The organism is Wolbachia endosymbiont of Atemnus politus (assembly GCF_013309895.1).
On the sequence record NZ_JAAXCS010000004.1, the window covers coordinates 1 to 17,043 of the forward strand.

The window sequence follows — 17,043 nt, forward strand, 5'->3', positions numbered from 1 at the left end:
ACTTGAAGATTTATTTATCTATCATTTTATTAGAAAAATTCTTTACTACTGGCTACAACAGTCATATATATTAGCTTAGAACAGTAAAGAACTTATTGCAAAAACAGTGAAATTAATACATAATTAATATATACATAATTTACATGTCTATTGTATAGGTTTTTATTAGGAGCTACCATGGTAGAATTTTTTGAATAACGCAGCAAAAAAGATCGAAGGTGAGTATCACCAAAGCGAGGAAGCTACTGCACCGTTGTACTAATTTTACATCACCACCCTCAGTATGGCGGTAATATGGATAGTAAAATGATACACAGTATATACACATCTTTTATTAATTACAAATTTTCTGCATTGAAAATTAACTTTCGCGGTGTGGGAAAATCCACTGGAACTTTTGATAAGGGCATAGGAGAATTAACTGACGCTGCGGTGGCTATTGATTGGCTTCAGGAGCATAATCCTAGCAACGTTCCAATTTGGGTAGTTGGTTTTTCTTTTGGAGCATGGGTGGATACGCAGCTAACAATGCGCCGACCTGAGATAGTTGGTTTTATTGCTCTTTCTCTTCCGGCAACTAAATATGATTTCTCCTTTCTTTCTCCTTGTCCAGTTCCTGGGCTTATAATACAAAGCAGTAACGATACAATTTCAGAAGAAAGCGATGTAACAGAACTAGCAACAAGGCTGATAATCTCAGCAAAAAGCGATTACATGGAATACCACATAATAGATGATACCAACCACTTTTTAAGAGATAAAGAAGAAGAGGTAACTAAAATCATAGATGGTTATATAAAACTGCGTTTGAGTAGTGCAGCTATTTCTTTTCAAAAGGTCAAAAAAGAGGTAAGAATAAGAGAGTATGTTTAATCAGAGAAAGGTTTGATTATGTTTAAGAAATTACTACTATGTACTCTAGCTACCCTTGCACTACAGGGAGGTTGTTCACCGCGCAAGCTAAAAAGTCCGTGTATACAAGGAAACGAAAGTACTTCTTGCAAGCTATACCCTATTAATGACCATTGGCTGGGTGAGTACAAGGTAAATAGACTCTAATATAACTATTTACAATTTTACTAGCGATCCATCTTTTAACTGTAAGACACAGTCTGCTTTTTCTGCAAGGAGATGATTGTGTGTTACTATAAGCATAGAGCTGTTATTTTCCTTTACATATGAATATAACAGCAAAAACACATTCAAAGAATTTGTTGGATCCAAATTGCCTGTTGGTTCATCTGCAAGTAAAAGCTTTGGAGAATTTACAATACTTGCAATTGCAATCCTTTGCCTTTCTCCACCAGAAATTTCAGATATCATACTGCTCGCTTTGTTTTCTAGACCAAATTTTTCCAATATTGTCTGCGCATTCTTTGTCGCTTCAGTCTTGCTTTTTCCTGCAATAAGCTGAGGAAGAATAACATTTTCCAATACTGATAACTCCTGCAACAAATAGTGAAATTGATACACAAGCCTGAAGTTGGCTTATCCAGTAAACCTGCAATTTGCAATATAGTTGTTTTTCCTGATCCCGAACTGCCAATTAATGCAACCACTTGTGCTTTTGTAACCCTCATGTTGATATTTTCTATGAAAGCAGGACTTTTTTTGAAACTTTTACCTATAGAAATCAGCTCTAATGCTACATTACTACCCATGTTTACAATATCCAGCTGGTATCTGGCAGTAATTAAATTGAGAAGCTGTTACCACATCCACACCGAGACTTAGCAAGAGCATTTTTTATTTGAAAACCAGAACCACTTAGACTTTCAGTATAATCTATAACTGAGTTATTCAAAAATTTTGCTGAACAATTATCGACCATTAATACAGGATTTCCATTTTCATCATGAACTACTATATCTTTACTTTTTTTACTGAAACTAGAGTGACCCCTATAATCCTCGCTGTCTTCATAGTCATCATCTTCGTCATCAAATTCATCATCATAGTCATCATCGCTCATAGATGGATTCTTATTCACCTGATCCATAAGAAAATTGTACTTGAAGCCAGAACATCCGCCACCTGAAACTGCAACTCGCAAAAAAGAACCCTTATCTTCTTCCTGCTCCACAAGAGAGTTAATTTTCTTTAACACATTGTCAGTTAAGCTAATATTGTAATTTGTTGACATAGTTAGCACCGTTTATTATTGATAATTTAATTATAGTTGAAATTTTACATGTTAAACAATAATTTTCTATTAAGTTATGCGTGTTTCCCAAACAAGACGAAAGGAAGATATTTCAAGGAACCAGAAGATGAAACCCGCAGCGAGATCGAGATCGCATTATCCATTCTAATGCGTTTAGAAAATTGGAGTACAAAACACAAGTTTTCATCAATTATGAGCATTATTACTATCGTACTCGGCTTACTCATAGCCTTGAAGTTGCGCAAATTGCAAGATCTATCGCACGTAGACTCAGTTTAGACGAAGATATTACTGAATGTATAGCACTTGCACATGACCTTGGTCATCCTCCATTTGACCACACAGGAGAGGATGCTCTAAAGAAATCAGTTCCTGATTTGAATCTTGATAGCGAGAAGTATGAATTTGACCATAGCGTTCAGGCTATAAGGATTTTAACTTACCTTGAACATAAACATGCTGACTTTGATGGTATGAATCTAAGCTGGGAGGTGGTAGAAAGAGTTGCAAAGCATAATGACCCCTTGCTTGGTTAGAATGCAGTATCCCATGCAAGTAATCAACTATTGATAGGATACAACAACAAATATGATTTAAAACTTGAAGAATTTTCAAGCATTGAGGCACAAGTTGCTTCAATTGCTGATGATATTGCATACGGTGTTCATGACCTTGTGGATGCACTCAGGGCAAATTTAGTGACTGTAGAAGACTTGTTTGATATTCCTTAAATTGGATAATCGTTTAAAGACGCAAAGAGTAGATATTCAAAAATGCCATAGTGTAAACTCATACATGAATCACTTAGTAGAACCATAGGAATTATGATAAGTGATGTTGTTTCTCAGACTAAAAATATACTGAAAATCACAAAATAAAAAGTATAGAAGATGTATAGAAGTTTAAATAAAATGCTAGTCACGTTCTCACCAGAAGTGGCAAACGCTACAAAAGAAATGAAAAAATTCAACATGGAAAATATATACAGAAGCTATAAACTCAATAGAACGATGAACAAAGCAAAACGTATAGTATAGGATCTTTTTCAATGCTTTAATGAAACAAGCTCGTGGAACAAGCAAGTGGAACAAGCTCGTCTATGAATTCGAGCGTTCAGTAATAATATGTGACTATATCTCAGGCATGACAGATAAATTTGCTATACACGAGCACAGAAGAATTTTTGACACTTCATACGAAATGACTACTTTCTAATGACTGATGACCACTTCATGTGAATTGCACTAAAACTTGCAGAAAAAGTTCTTGGAAGTGTTGCTCCAAACTCTGCCGTTGGGTGTGTCATTGCAAAAGATGGTGTGGTAGTTGGTGAGGGCTGCACAGGAATCGGTGGGCGTCCCCATGCAGAAATAGTTGTTCTGCAAAATGCAAAAAATTCTACTCACGGTGCAATTATGTACGTTACTCTCGAACCATGTTGCCACTTTGGAGTTACGAAACCTTGCACTACAGAAATCATAAGGGCTGGAATAAAAAGAGTAGTAATTGCAACAATCGACCCCGATAAAAGAGTTTCAGGTGTAGGCATTAAAGCTCTAGTGGAAGCGGGAATTAAAATTGAGCAAGGCATTATGCAAAAAGAAGCAGAAAAATTGAACATTGGCTTTTTCACTACTCAGAGATTACATAGACCATTTATAGCTTGCAAAGTCGCAACAACTCTCGATGGTAAAATCGCAACATTCATAGGTGATAGCAAATGAATAACTAGCAAAAATACAAGAAATTGGGTACACGAGCTTAGAACAAAATATGACGCAATCATGATCGGCAGCAACACCCTAATTAACGACGATCCACTGTTAACTTGCAGATTACCAGATTTTGAAGATAGATCGCCAGTAAGGCTAATTATCGACAGCCAAGAAAAGTTAAAGCAAGAGCATAATATTGCAAAGACTGCAGATAAAATAATAACTTGGGTGATTACTAACAAAGAAGTAAGAGAAAAAATAGAAAATGTCAGCCATTTAATAGTAGACTCAAACGATGAGGGCAAAATCTGCCTAAAAGACATGGCATCAAAATTTGTTTCAGAAATCGGTATAAGAAGGGTATTAGTTGAAGGTGGAGGGATCTTAATCACAGAGCTACTGAAGTGTAATTTAATCGACAGGCTGATAGTCTGCCGTAGTGGTAAAATTTTAGGTAATGACGCCATTCCTTTTGTAGGAGACTTAGGAATTCAATCCATCAACGGCTGCTACCGATTCAAAAAAGCAGAAGTAATAGACTTTGATAAAGATATAGTCGAGGTTTGGGATAGATTATAGTAGCTTTTATATGCTTGACTATAAAGAAAGAGGTAGAAAATCTACCTCTTGTAATAGGTCAAGCTACTTTCTCTTGTAAACCAAGACTCTGCTTAAATTGCTGCTGAACGCTATCTTCAGATAATCCATCAAGCACTGTTGATATAATTTCACCCTTGTCATCTTTTTTATCCAGATCAGCTTGGGTAGCTAAATTTGCGGTTTTTACTTCGATTTCCTTTCTAACATTTTCAATTGTTACTTTAGTTTCTCCAACATTTCCAGATGTCTCAGCTCCATTTATTTCTTCGTTCTTGTGCATTTTCTTATACGAACAATAAGCCAGTGTGGCAAAATATACAGCGATAAGAAATAGAGCTGCAATTCCAATAGGGTCAACAATCGTGATAATAAGCGCCAAAGATTCAGGTGCAGCAACTATATTAGCAGCAATCAATACTGTTGTTATTGCTGCCGCTAAAGATGCAAGTGCAACTGTACCTTCAATGCCCATTTTTGTTATGTGCACCGTGTTTCCCCACTTCCATATGCTCATAATAACCCTCCTTAATGGGCCTTAAATTAATCTAGCATATACACATATTAGCATACCAATCAAAGTATTTTTTTGCAAATATAATTTTAGCTGCCTCCTATCGACTATACGCAGCTTCAGATTTTTAAACCATAAAAACAGATAAAATGCTAAAAAAAACCCTTGACAATCCCCTTCAATCTCATTATAATAACAATGAAGCTATTGATTTATCTTCGCAATCCGCAGATAAAACGACAAAGGAAACTTTGTATTAGGCGTCTCATTTTAAAATTTTGCACTTCTCTATAAATTTTATGCCTATATAAGCTGAAACGAGCTGTTTAAGAAAGTAAAGAACGTCAAATAGAACAAGGGAGGATTTGATTACTAGCTGCCCTAGGTTTCTTTTGCCTTTTTTTCTACTTGGTAAATTTATTAATATTTAAAGTAAGATCTATTGCAGTTTAAAAGTCGCTAAATTGCAGTGTTTAAGACTTAAAGAACGCCGATACTGGAAATAGACAATGACCAGGGATCCTTTTACCTTTTTTTCGGACTAGTGAATTTTTTAATATTTATTATTAAACTGGGTCCCAGTGTCCGCTACTTGGATGACACCATCATAAAGGAACCAGTGTCCGCTACTTTGATGAAAGGAGAGGAGTACTTGGGTGAAAAGAAAGGGCTGTCATTCCAGCCCAGTTTTCAACCTGCATTTGAGACCAACAGGCCAGTACTGGAATGACAAGAAAAGTGCTACATTGCAGACAATCTAATTCACATAGTACTTTGTATGGCCTTCCTTTTAGCTATATGGCTCTTATACAATTTAAATAATAACTCTATTTTTTGACCTGTTTCTATATCATACATGTTGGTATCAACGACTTATAAAATAATTCATCAATTTGTTTGAAAGAACTTGGTACAAAATAACCTATCAGATATGATCAAATCATCGTTTGCTTATATGATACTCAATTTAAATAAAATGGGCTTACCTACAAAAATATTTTTCACCTCGTTCATTTTCGGGTTTGTTCTTTATCCTTATTTTATAAAGCTTCTAAAAAAATCAAAAAAGATGGGCAACCAATTAGGTTATGCGGACCGGAAAGTCATTTAATTACAAAAAGAAATACTCCCACTATGGGCGGTATAGTAATACTGATTTCCTCTTTATTACCAATTCTACTTTGGACTCAGTTAACGCCAGAGATTCTATTGTTGGTGTTTATAACTCTATTTTTTGCTCTGATTGGATTTATTGACGATTATTTAAAATTAAAAACAATTACCCCTGTGGTCTGGGGGTAGAATAGGACCACCGTATCCTCTGCGTGTCGTAAAAGGCGACTAAAAGAGGGGGTTGGCGTCAGGAAGGGCATCCGGCCATTAAAACCCTAACTTTGCTCCATCTAAGTCCCCATGGATAAGTTTTATCCTGGGGCAAACAGCTAACCTGGGCAAGCCTGGATAATAGCTGTATAAAGGATGTTGTTGTATTTAAAGTTAAAAACAAATAATCCTCAGGGTTTAAGCGCAAAAACCAAAATACTTATCCAATTTATTGTAATTCTGGTTGGTATATCTATGTTTAAATTGTACTTTACTGAAGATTTTACAAAAACGTTCCTATTTAAAGGAGTAATAATCGACTTTGGCTACCTCTATGTTCCTTTTGATGCATTTGTGATTGTCGGCTCTGCTAACGCTGTAAATCTTACGGATGGCCTTGATGGCCTTTCTGCAACTCAAGCTATCACTTCTTTTGTCTCTTTGGGACTAGTTACATATCTGACTCAAGCAGACATGAACATCATTTTATTCTGCATTGCGTTTATAGGAGCGATTTTAAATTTCTTGTGGTTTAATACACATCCAGCAAAAATATTTATAGGTTACATTGGCAGTTTGTCAATCGGTGCAGCTTTAGGGTTAACTAGCGTTTTAATTAAAATGAAAGTGCTTTTTGCTGTTATTGGAGCAATCTTTGTAATGGAGACTTTGTCTGTCTTTATTCAGGTATTATATTTTAAATACACAAAATTCATACATGGAGAAGGAAAGAGGATTTTTCTTATGACACCAATACATCATCATTTCGAAAAGAGGGGATGGTCGGAAAATGAAATAGTTGTGAAATTTTGGTTCATTGCCAATATTTGTTCAATCTTTACTGTAGTTTTCTTGTTATAGAAACTTATGATATATCCTGATTTTACATTAGAAAATAAATTATCAGGAGTAATAGCAGGAGTGGACGAAGTTGGAAGGGGCCCGCTAGCTGGTCCAGTAATGTCTGCAGCAGTGGTATTTACTGAAAGGAATATAATCATTGAAAGAATTAACGACTCAAAAAATTTGACTGCTAAATATAGGCAAATGATATATGAAAAAATAACGTCTGTTGCAAAATTTGATATAGGGATAGCGAGCGTTGAAGAAATAAATTCGTACAACATTTTGCTGGCAACAAAACTTTCAATGCAGCGTGCGTTGATAGACTTAGGTCATGAACTAGATTATGTGCTAGTTGATGGTAATCAGCCACCTAAGGTAAAATGGCAAGTAAAGTCCATAATAAAGGGCTATAGTTTGAGCATATCAATTGCAGCAGCTTCGATCATTGCAAAAGTTACAAGAGACCAACTGATGCAGAAGTTTCATACCCAATATCCGGAGTATAATTGGTATAAAAATAAAGGATATGGAACAAAAGAGCACATAGAAGCTATAAACATCTATGGTATTACAGAACATCATAGAAAAAACTTTGCACCTATTTTGAAACTCTGCTGAACGGACAATAGACTTCTTTCAAAATTGTCAGAGGTAGAGTAAGATCAAGCATTTAAAAGGATGAAATAAAAGGAAATAGAATAGTTAGAAGGAGAAAAATTTCGACGATAACAGGGAGCAACATTTGAGAGAATAGTAAAAATTCTAGATTCTGTGAATAAAATTTTAGAGAAGCCATGTGAGGGTAGCAACGAAGTTCAAAAAACCCAAATAAACTATAGCAGTTTTATCAAAGCGAGAAAAAATACGCCTAAATTTTACTAAAAAAGCACTCAATCAAATTTTGCAGATATGCTCATCGTAATACCTTTACACTTTTCTATTCCGTTTTAGTGGCTGTACACCCCTTATCTTCAAACAAAAGCATGTGGTCCTTATCAGCAGTAGAGTTGTAGATATTTTCGCTGGTGCCTGAGTAATTTTATTTCTTTGACCAGGAGTCAGAGTGAATTTAAGTGGATTTCCAAAACGAGCGCATGGTTCCCCTTTGCTCCGTCCTAAAGCCTCTTGGAGTCTTTTATATATCCAACCTCGGTACCGTAAATTTTGACAGCTTCTAAATCTGGTTCTTGTTTTATGCACTCCAATGAATTTTTCCAAATATCCTTTTCGCACCATCTCTTAAATTGTTTATGTACGCTTCTTTAATTGCCATGGGAAGAGCCGCCATTACTTCGCGCAACACCGCTTCTATGTTAATCGTTTTTCGTCCTTTCTATGCATTTCTTTTACACTTTTTATGAACTCTAAAATTTGTTCCCAATTTCCTTCTTTTATATAATATCCCATTCGGTAGTTTCTCCATTTTTATATTCATTTGGTTAAACTACCGCTTTTTATCTCTCTCTTTATATTTTTTGTCCACAGAGTCTAGAAAACTTGTATAGATTTTTTCACTTCTGTGGTACCATCAACCTGTAGTTATGAAATAATCAAATATAGATAAATCAGCGTATGGGATTGTGGAACATGAGTATGACGTAGTGGTAGTAGGTGCAGGTAGAGCAGGGCTCAGCGTGACATTTGGAATGGCTGCAACTTATTTTCCAGTTGCTTGCATTTCTAAAGTTTTCCCTACACGCAGTCATACAGTTGCTGCACAAGGCGGGATCAGTGCAGCTTTAGGAAATATTGCTGAGGTCGATTGGCGCTGGCATGCGTATGACACAATAAAAGGCTTAGACTGGCTCGGTGATCTGGATGCAATAAAATATATGTGTAAAAACGCCGCTAAATCTGTCATTGAACTTGAAAATTTTGGCGTACCTTTTTCACGTACAGAAGATGGCAAAATATACCAGCGTGCCTTTGGTGGAATGACAACTCACTTTGGTAAAGGAAAATCAGCGCAACGCACTTGTGCAGCAGCAGACAAAACCGGGCACGCAATTCTTCATACCCTATACAGCAATGTCTTAAATTCAATGCTGCATTCTTTGTAGAATACTTTGCAATTGATTTAATCATGGATAGTTTATTTATTTATTCGTATGGCACACAAACAGGGGATCTTGGTCTCCTCCAGGGGAACTTAGTCGTAGGTGATCTCCTCGTTGACGTTGATAGCTTGCTTCAAGTAGATGACGATCTACTTCTGGCCCTCCACCATGATCACCCTAGCGTAGCAGTTGGGATTGCAGCTGTGGTTGATGAAGTGAGACAGATTTCCCACGGTGGTGGCATCAATGATGGTCTCGTGGTCCACTCGGGACAGATAGCTGGATCCAATGCCCATGCGGTGGTACTTGACTTCCCGGATGTCAGCTATAACATTCCGGATCACCTGGCCCACATAATCAATGACCATGTCATCTGCTGCAATGGGTTCCAGGGCAAAAGCAGCCCCAGTCGTGGATTCTACTCCTGGCAAACTTGAGGAAGCCGCTAGTCCCTAGTTTCTGCTTGAAGTCCAGGAGACACTAGGCCTTTGGACGCCTGTTTGGAGACATTAGTTTCATGCAGCCGTATTCTGGGTAGAAAACGGCTACACTACTCACAGGGAGGGCCACGTGAAGGCTGTCTCCATCCTCCCCAATGGATAGTGAAACCGGAGCATGCTGCGGAGTTCTTGCCTGGACGCTGTGCGACGGCACATTGCATAAATTTCGCGCACATTCGGTGGTATTGGCAACAGGTAGATATGGACGTGTTTATTTCTCTGCAACCAGTGCACATACCTGCACAGATAATGGTAATGGCATGGTGATAAGAGCTGGATTGCCACTTGAGGATATGGAATTTGTGCAATTTCATCCAACAAGAATATATGGCTCAGGGTGTTTGATGGCAGAAGAATGTCGCGGTGAAGGGGGATACCTTGTTAATTCTCAGGGCGAAAGGTTTATGGAACGTTACGCACCGAAAACAAAAGAGATTTAGCTTCTCGTGATGTGGTGAGTCGCGCAATAACAATTGAAATTAGGGAAGGCAGAGGCATTGGCCCGAAAAAAGATCATATGTACAGTTTAACTATAGCACACCTTGATCCAGAAGAGTTTTGCGGGGGTTGATGTTACTAAAGATCCGATTCCAGTCATTCCAACTGTTCACTACAATATGGGTGGCATTCCAACTAATTATCATGGAGAAGTAATTACACTGAATAAAGGCAAGGAAGAAGTAGTAGATGGGCTGTTTGCAATTGGAGAAGCTGCGTGTGTTTCTGTGCACGGTGCAAATCGACTTGGTTCTAATTCGCTTTTTTATCTTGTGGTTTTTTGGCAGAGCTGCAACGCTCAAAGCAAAAGAGAAGCTAAAGCCCAACGCATCACATAAAAAACTGCACTCAGATTTCACAGACTGGATAGTAGCTAGGCTTAATAAAATGCGATTTGCCTTCGGAAAGTTCAGAGTATCGAAGATACGCAGCGAAATGCAACATACCATGCAAAAATATGCATCAGTGTTCCGTGTTGCTGAAGTTTAAGAAGAAGGCAAAAAACTATAAAAAAGGTAGCAAAAATGATGATTGATACAGCAATTGAAGATCGTAGTATGATATGGAATAGTGATTTAGTTGAAGCACTGGAACTTGCCAACATGATCCCACAAGCAGTTATTACTATGGAATGCGCAGCCAACCGTGAGGGAAGCAGAGGTGCTCACGCACGTGAAGATTTTCCTAAGCGTGATGACAAAAACTGAATGAAGCACACTAAAGCGTGGCTCGAAGAAAAGAAAGGCCAGATCAATGTAAAAATTGATTACAAGAAAGTTGCTGAAAAAACTCTGAGCGATGAGATTGATTTCATAGCGCCAGAGAAGAGGGTTTACTAGTTATATCACTGAATACTTCCAACTGCCATTGTATTCTTAGCGAATACATGAATACATATGGTTATTTTCTTAAAGGAACTCTCTAAGTTTTCTAACGCGACTTGTATGTTTTAATTTGCGCAGAGCTTTTGCTTCTATTTGCCTAATTCTCTCGCGTGTTACATTGAAGATTCTTCCAACTTCTTCTAACGTGTGTTCCTTTCCGTCTTTACCAAGGCCAAAGGGCATTCTTAGAATTCTTTTTTCCTTTGGTGTTAAAGTGGCAAGAACATTGGTTGTAATACCGCGCAGGTCAGCGAGTATTGCAGCAACTTCTGGCTTTGAGACTCGTTTATCTTCTATACAATCACCAAAGGTACTACTATCATCTTTTCCCGTTGGGGCTTCAAGACTTACAGGATCCCTTGATATTTTCATAACCTTACGTATTCTTTCTAAAGGCATTCCAAGTTCCGTACTCAATTCCTCTAGTGTAGGCTCTCTTTCCATTTCATGAGTTAACTTTCTTAGTGTTCTGTTGATTTTGCTGATAATTTCTACCATATGAACCGGTATTCTAACTACTTTAGACTGCTCAGGTATTGCTCTAGTGATTGATTGCCTTACCCACCAAGTTCCATAAGTTGAAATTTGTATCCACGTTTGTAATCGAATTTATCCACGGCCTTCATAAGAACAATGTTGCCTTCTTGTATCAAATCAAGCAAAGCAAGACCTCTATTCGAGTATTTTTTAGCCATGGAATCTACCAACCTCAAATTAGCTTTAATCATCTCTTGCTTTGCTTCGGAGACTTCTCGTTCATGTTTTTGTATCCTTTTGATTAACTCCTTAAACTCTTGCACGTTATCTTCATATATGTATTGCCTAATGTCATTTAAGATATTAGTTATATGCTCGAAGTTGTCTTCTATAAACTTTATAAATTTGTTTTTTAGTTCGTCTGTAAAAGAAGATAGATTTTTATTAATTTTTGAAAGGGTTACATCTTTTAACCTGTCCTTTAGAAGTGCATTATAGTAAACTTTGTAGAACCTTTCTCTGTCGATATCGTATTTTTTAGCCTCGGAAATAAGATTGGCTTCCTCAAGCATGATAGATCTATTTATATTATAGAGTTTTTGTGTAATTCTAGCGACAGCAGCATCACTTAGTTTGATTTGTAGAGCTATGGACCATATTTGATTATATTAATCTTTATATGCTGATTCGCTAGAGGGATCTTTTCTTAATACCAATTCTTCATTTGCTAAAGTAATTATATTGTCTAGTACAACTATGACCTTAGGCAATAGGTCATTTTCCATTTCAAGAATAGAAACATTTAAGTTTGTTGAGCTTATATCTTCGTTACTGCTTTCTTGCTCATCATCGTCTTTTTTATCATCCGTTTCGTCATCTTTATCATCTGTTTTATCATATTCCAGTGTTCATCACCTGTGGCATCCTCAGAAATATCTTCACTTTCTTCTCTGGGTAAGGCATTAAAATCAGAATTATAAATAGCATCCAGGTCTATAATTTCTTTCAGTAAGAGAACTCCACTACTCAAATCGTCGCGCCATGTTTTTATCATTTTTAATGTTACTGATGTTTCAATTATTGCACGCAGCATATTATGCTTTTCAGATTCAATTTTTTTTGCTATCTCAATTTCATGTGTCCTTGATAAAAGCTTTACGGAGCTCATGTCTTGTAAATAAACTCTTACCGGATCGTTAATTTGTATTAAAGTCGTAGCAGCGTTCGACAATGTATCGTCATCATCTAATTTACCATAATCGCTATTAGAAGATGAATCTTCTTCCTCTTCACTGCTTTCGAGTATGTTGATCCCGCAATCTTGCAATAGAGATATAGTATCATCTATGAAGTCAGACGAGAAATTTTCGTCTGACAATTTATTATGTATATCGTCGAAAGTGATAAAACCACCCTTTCTTATACTTTTGGTTACAAGATCTCTAATAATTTTTTTCTTATCTTCTGCGTTATTAGTAGTTGACATCACTACCTTTATAATCAAAAAAATTATTTCTTATTAGTAAATAGGCTTACAACAAGCAAATCTATGGTCTTAGTTTACTTTTGACTACTTGTTACTTCATATAGTTTAAGATACTGTTAACTCACATACACTTGTCTTAGTCAATTGTTCCATATTTTTCTTCTATTTTTACTGCTATAGACAATCCAACTGAAAATGGTGCAATTCCAACTACTATGACAGTGAGCATTAAAACATGTGGTATAGGATTACTATATAAATAAAATTTGAAACCAGTATAGGAGGCAAAGAGTTTTTTATATACTCTAAAGATATGTAAAATAATAAAACAGATGCTTGAAAAACGCTTACTCCTATCATTTTCTTGATTAAATTTTTATCATTTATGGTAATGTACAGGCCTAGCAGTATTAACATAATAATAATTGCATAGTTATATAATGTCATTGTTTTTTCTACGAGCAAGGCTTATATATATGATTAACATGGAAGAACAAACAGTAAGTGCTACACCTAATTCTACCAAAATCATACCCAATTTTTGACCAGTAACGTTATTGGCTGATAATATACCATAAGATAAAAAACTTTTGCCAAGCAAAACTGTTGTAATACCTGCTCCTCCGTAGATTAAAATACCTAGCATATTAGTAAATTTAATCACAGTGTGGGGTATTACCTTTAAAGTCGTGACTATACCAAATAACATTGAGTATAGTATTATTCCGGAAGCAATAATTATTCCTGCTTGAAAACCTCCACCTGGAGTTTAGTCACCGTGAAATTGTATGTATAAAGCAAATAGAATGATAAAAGGTACAATCAAAAATGTTACTGCATTTAATACCGGATCTTTAATCATTTTCTTTTTCTTCTTCTTTTAATATCAATGTTATACAAAGTGCAGCGGTAAAAACTACTATAGTATATACTAGTACTACTATAGTATATACTATAGTATAACTACTATAACTCCAAACGTGTCAAAACCACGAAAGCTTGCTAAAATAGTTGTTACTATGTTAGGAATGCCAACAACCTTTACAGTATTTTCTACATAATAAGGAGCAACATGCAAGTGAATTGGAGCATCATGGCTGCCAAAATCTGGTAATTGAATCATAAAGTATGATAAACATACAGCTAAAAATAACATAGACAAAAGTGTTATAGGGTTGTGAGATAAATTTACTTTATGGTTCTTTATCAGACAAAGTGCAGCAAACGTAAAAACTGTACTCAGTCCTGCACCAACTGAAGCTTCAGTGATTGCAACATCGGGTGCGTTCATGATTAAGTACATAAGTGCAATGAGTGAACTAAATGTACACATTAGAACGCCGCTTACAACTAAGTGTTTTGAAAGAACTATAAAACCGTAACCGTCAGTAACAGCCCTAGTAATGTTGCATTCAGTATTTCTAACATCTTAATCTTCTTTAATAGTCTTTTCCTTATTTTTATAATAAGTGCGCGCTAAAATATAACTGTAAGGTGAGTTAGCTATCCATATTATAAGAATCAATAACATAATTTTAACAGAATTGGTTGAAAATTCATTTTGCAGAGCAAAACCAACTAACAACAAAATTGCACCGCTAGAATCTGTAATACCTGCTGCATGTAACCTAGTGTAAAAATCAGGAAATCTGATTACCCCTATGGTTGAAATAATGACCAAACAAGCGCCCAATAATATGAATATAAACCCAATCATAAATTATCAAATCAACATTAATCTCATTAGTGCTATAGTTGACATAAAGCTAATGCTGGCGTACACTAACGCTATATCAAGCAAAAAGAAATTGCTCAGAATAATCGATATTGCTGTTATAAACAAAACTGCTTGTGTTGAGAAATTGTTGAATGCTAGTACCTTATCGTAAATATTGCTCAGCTTAGACACTATACGATATGACATTACACTAATACAAACAGTAGTACATAAACAGCAATGTGAATCATTTATAAATCTCAGTAGTTGATTTACTCTTCATCATCTACTTCACTATCTTGATCATCTATTTCATTTTCTATTTCAAAATCTGTTTCTTCACTACCTTGATCATCTATTTCGTTTTCCATTTCATCATCCTAAATATCGGTACTTTCTTGATCTACATCAGAATCCATGCTAAATTGATCATCAGAAAAGTTTAGTAGTTTTTCTAGCTTACTAGCGTCATTTATGTAAACATTACTCATATTTCCTTTCACATCTGCATACCAAAAGGCTAAATAGCTCATGAGCGTCTACCTGTTTCTCTGCTATTTCGTATAAAGAAATGATAGTATTTTTATGGCCCTTTAATTTAGTTGCTTGAATTTGATTGCTTGCTCCTGTATTTAAATCATGTGTCAGAGCTAATTTAAAACGATTATTCACCTGCTCTGTACATTTTTCTATAACAGACTCAGCCATAAAATACTACCTTAAGTTTTATACTATATCACAAAAAACAAGATGTCAACTTGTATCTATTTAGACTTAACTTCATGTTTTGCCTTTTCTACTTCGGGTTTTACTGCTCGATTCTCTGATATCGTAATTGTTATTTCGTGGTCAAATTTTTTGAGGAACCCAAACAACCGCTCTAAAAAGAAACCATCTGTTTTGCCATTTTTGATTTGTGATATCTTTGATTTGATCAACACCTAGTCTTTCGGCTGCATGCGCTTGAGTCCAAGAATTTTTCTCTATAACTTTGCTTATTATGTCAAGCAACTTCTTTTTTATTTCTACATTGCATGAATTATTGTTTAATGATATTATTTCCATAATCTTTTTACACCCACTATCAAGAACTTTCCATAATCTTTTTACACCCACTATCAAGAACTTTCCATAATCTTTTTACACCCACTATCAAGAACTTTGTAAAACATTACAACATAAATCTGATATCTCAAAGTATTAATATCATATAATTTATACTAAAAATACTAATTATACTAAAAATAAAATATGATATTAATACGTAAAACTTTAAGCTTGTCGCTTATTGATATTTTTATTAAATTTATGTTAATTTTAAACTATCATTTTACCTAAAAAGATTATTCATATCATGAAAAGTAATAACTACAAGACTTAGAATATAAATTTTTTCGATTCGCTCATAAAGGGCTCTGTGCCTTAATGTAGATAAAGTTTCTATTTTAACGAGAATGCCGTACATTATATTCATAATGTAATTTAAATATTTGTTGCTTTTTAGCTGAAACACTATTTAGCTAGTAAGTAAAATTATGTTGAATATGGCAGAAACGAAAAAAGATGTTGCTGTAATTATGGGAAGTCAGTCGGATTATAACACTAGGGTTCATGCTGTTGATATGTTAAAAGCATTAGAAATTTTGCATGACGTGCACATAATATCTGCACGCAGAACACCAGAAAGGCTCTTCAACTTTGCCAGGTCCTCACAAGAAAAGGGCTTTAAACTTATCATAGCAGGTGCAGGAGAAGCAGCTCATTTACCCGTTATGGTTGCGTCGCTTACTTGCTTACCTGTTATAGGTGTTCCTGTGCGTAGTAAAGAGTTGAATGGGCTGGATAGTCTATTATCGATAATACAAATGCCAACAATGAGCCGACTGATATCATTATAAGGAGCCTGACTGATTTTCATTCCGGGCACAACTCCATTGTGGCCTTGGTGGAACATTTGAACAGGTGACAGTTCAGGCAATTGATGAAGTGACAAGACAGCCAAGGAGGAGATCATCAAGAACCTTCAGCTTCCCTGGCACTCGGCAAGAGATTCGCCTACACCAAGAAGATTTCCAGTATTTTGTTGCTGTGTAGATAGCCAAACGCATAAATAAATAAAGTACAAATGCCAAGGGGGATTCCGGTGGCATCAATGTCTATAGGGGAAAGTGGAGCATTCAATGCTGCCATTACCGCTGCATCTATATTGTCAATTTCTAAGAGTGAAGTTGCTGATAGGTTGAAGAAATGGAGAGGCAAATAAAC

9 protein-coding genes and 15 pseudogenes are annotated in these 17,043 nt (G+C 35.8%); 12 read left to right on the forward strand and 12 right to left on the reverse strand.

The window, feature by feature from the left end; genetic code table 11:
- Nucleotides 1–190 precede the first annotated feature (190 nt).
- Nucleotides 191–873: pseudogene (locus HET73_RS00455) on the forward strand (alpha/beta hydrolase).
- A 195-nt stretch (nucleotides 874–1,068) separates the two neighbouring features.
- On the opposite strand, the pseudogene HET73_RS00460 reads toward HET73_RS00455, so the two are convergent.
- Nucleotides 1,069–1,661 (reverse strand): annotated as a pseudogene (locus HET73_RS00460) (ABC transporter ATP-binding protein).
- A gap of 32 nt (nucleotides 1,662–1,693) precedes the next feature.
- Entirely contained in the window at nucleotides 1,694–2,143 is a 450-nt protein-coding gene (locus HET73_RS00465) for a HesB/IscA family protein (RefSeq protein ID WP_174133302.1), read from the reverse strand.
- A gap of 48 nt (nucleotides 2,144–2,191) precedes the next feature.
- Between HET73_RS00465 and dgt the strand changes: the two are divergent.
- Together dgt and ribD are read left to right on the forward strand one after the other, a co-directional pair.
- Nucleotides 2,192–3,379 (forward strand): annotated as a pseudogene (dgt, locus tag HET73_RS09740) (dGTP triphosphohydrolase).
- Between the two features lie 23 nt (nucleotides 3,380–3,402).
- Nucleotides 3,403–4,458 (forward strand): annotated as a pseudogene (gene ribD / locus HET73_RS00475) (bifunctional diaminohydroxyphosphoribosylaminopyrimidine deaminase/5-amino-6-(5-phosphoribosylamino)uracil reductase RibD).
- A 58-nt stretch (nucleotides 4,459–4,516) separates the two neighbouring features.
- Here ribD and HET73_RS00480 read toward each other — a convergent pair.
- Nucleotides 4,517–4,993, reverse strand: a complete 477-nt coding sequence (locus tag HET73_RS00480) for a hypothetical protein (protein ID WP_174133871.1) — start codon at nucleotides 4,991–4,993, stop codon at nucleotides 4,517–4,519.
- A gap of 1,107 nt (nucleotides 4,994–6,100) precedes the next feature.
- Here HET73_RS00480 and HET73_RS09745 point away from each other — a divergent pair.
- The 4 genes and pseudogenes from HET73_RS09745 to HET73_RS00500 form a co-directional block, all read left to right on the forward strand.
- Complete coding sequence (locus tag HET73_RS09745) at nucleotides 6,101–6,292, forward strand: hypothetical protein (protein ID WP_410543535.1); 192 nt, start codon at nucleotides 6,101–6,103, stop codon at nucleotides 6,290–6,292.
- Nucleotides 6,293–6,478: 186 nt separating this feature from the next.
- Nucleotides 6,479–7,174: pseudogene (gene mraY, locus HET73_RS00490) on the forward strand (phospho-N-acetylmuramoyl-pentapeptide-transferase); the annotation flags it as partial.
- 6 nt (nucleotides 7,175–7,180) lie between these two features.
- Nucleotides 7,181–7,777 (forward strand): ribonuclease HII, encoded by a 597-nt coding sequence (locus tag HET73_RS00495; RefSeq protein ID WP_174133872.1) that lies wholly within the window; start codon nucleotides 7,181–7,183, stop codon nucleotides 7,775–7,777.
- A 938-nt stretch (nucleotides 7,778–8,715) separates the two neighbouring features.
- Nucleotides 8,716–9,248 (forward strand): annotated as a pseudogene (locus HET73_RS00500) (FAD-binding protein); the annotation flags it as partial.
- Between the two features lie 117 nt (nucleotides 9,249–9,365).
- On the opposite strand, the gene HET73_RS00505 reads toward HET73_RS00500, so the two are convergent.
- A complete protein-coding gene (locus HET73_RS00505; RefSeq protein WP_174133873.1) occupies nucleotides 9,366–9,647 on the reverse strand; it encodes an SET domain-containing protein-lysine N-methyltransferase in 282 nt (93 codons plus the stop codon).
- Nucleotides 9,648–9,811: 164 nt separating this feature from the next.
- On the opposite strand from HET73_RS00505, the pseudogene HET73_RS09255 reads away from it, so the two are divergent.
- The 3 genes and pseudogenes from HET73_RS09255 (at nucleotide 9,812) to HET73_RS09265 (ending at nucleotide 11,053) form a co-directional block, all read left to right on the forward strand.
- Nucleotides 9,812–10,552, forward strand: a pseudogene (locus HET73_RS09255) (FAD-binding protein).
- Nucleotides 10,553–10,711: 159 nt separating this feature from the next.
- Nucleotides 10,712–10,921, forward strand: a pseudogene (locus tag HET73_RS09260) (succinate dehydrogenase/fumarate reductase flavoprotein subunit); the annotation flags it as partial.
- Nucleotides 10,922–11,053, forward strand: coding sequence for a hypothetical protein (locus HET73_RS09265; protein ID WP_343033055.1), 132 nt, complete (start codon nucleotides 10,922–10,924; stop codon nucleotides 11,051–11,053).
- A gap of 69 nt (nucleotides 11,054–11,122) precedes the next feature.
- Here the strand turns inward: HET73_RS09265 and rpoD are convergent.
- From rpoD to HET73_RS00550, 8 genes and pseudogenes are all read right to left on the reverse strand, one after another.
- Nucleotides 11,123–13,061 (reverse strand): annotated as a pseudogene (gene rpoD / locus HET73_RS00515) (RNA polymerase sigma factor RpoD).
- Nucleotides 13,062–13,197: 136 nt separating this feature from the next.
- Nucleotides 13,198–13,508: pseudogene (locus HET73_RS00520) on the reverse strand (cation:proton antiporter subunit C).
- Nucleotides 13,495–13,923, reverse strand: a pseudogene (locus HET73_RS00525) (Na(+)/H(+) antiporter subunit B). The pseudogenes HET73_RS00520 and HET73_RS00525 overlap by 14 nt, the downstream one beginning before the upstream one ends.
- A pseudogene (locus tag HET73_RS00530) lies at nucleotides 13,916–14,489 on the reverse strand (DUF4040 domain-containing protein). Before HET73_RS00530 ends, HET73_RS00525 begins: the two co-directional pseudogenes overlap by 8 nt.
- 1 nt (nucleotide 14,490) lies before the next feature.
- The gene (gene mnhG, locus HET73_RS00535) at nucleotides 14,491–14,778 is read right to left on the reverse strand and encodes a monovalent cation/H(+) antiporter subunit G (protein ID WP_174133874.1); all 288 of its coding nucleotides are present in this window, start codon (nucleotides 14,776–14,778) and stop codon (nucleotides 14,491–14,493) included.
- Between the two features lie 6 nt (nucleotides 14,779–14,784).
- A complete protein-coding gene (locus HET73_RS00540) occupies nucleotides 14,785–14,985 on the reverse strand; it encodes a monovalent cation/H+ antiporter complex subunit F (RefSeq protein WP_246209584.1) in 201 nt (66 codons plus the stop codon).
- A 173-nt stretch (nucleotides 14,986–15,158) separates the two neighbouring features.
- Nucleotides 15,159–15,486, reverse strand: a pseudogene (locus tag HET73_RS00545) (DNA-directed RNA polymerase subunit omega).
- A gap of 56 nt (nucleotides 15,487–15,542) precedes the next feature.
- Nucleotides 15,543–15,843 (reverse strand): annotated as a pseudogene (locus HET73_RS00550) (helix-turn-helix domain-containing protein).
- A 479-nt stretch (nucleotides 15,844–16,322) separates the two neighbouring features.
- On the opposite strand from HET73_RS00550, the pseudogene HET73_RS00555 reads away from it, so the two are divergent.
- Together HET73_RS00555 and HET73_RS00560 are read left to right on the forward strand one after the other, a co-directional pair.
- Nucleotides 16,323–16,649: pseudogene (locus tag HET73_RS00555) on the forward strand (5-(carboxyamino)imidazole ribonucleotide mutase); the annotation flags it as partial.
- 254 nt (nucleotides 16,650–16,903) lie between these two features.
- A complete protein-coding gene (locus tag HET73_RS00560; protein WP_174133131.1) occupies nucleotides 16,904–17,041 on the forward strand; it encodes an AIR carboxylase family protein in 138 nt (45 codons plus the stop codon).
- Nucleotides 17,042–17,043 lie beyond the last annotated feature (2 nt).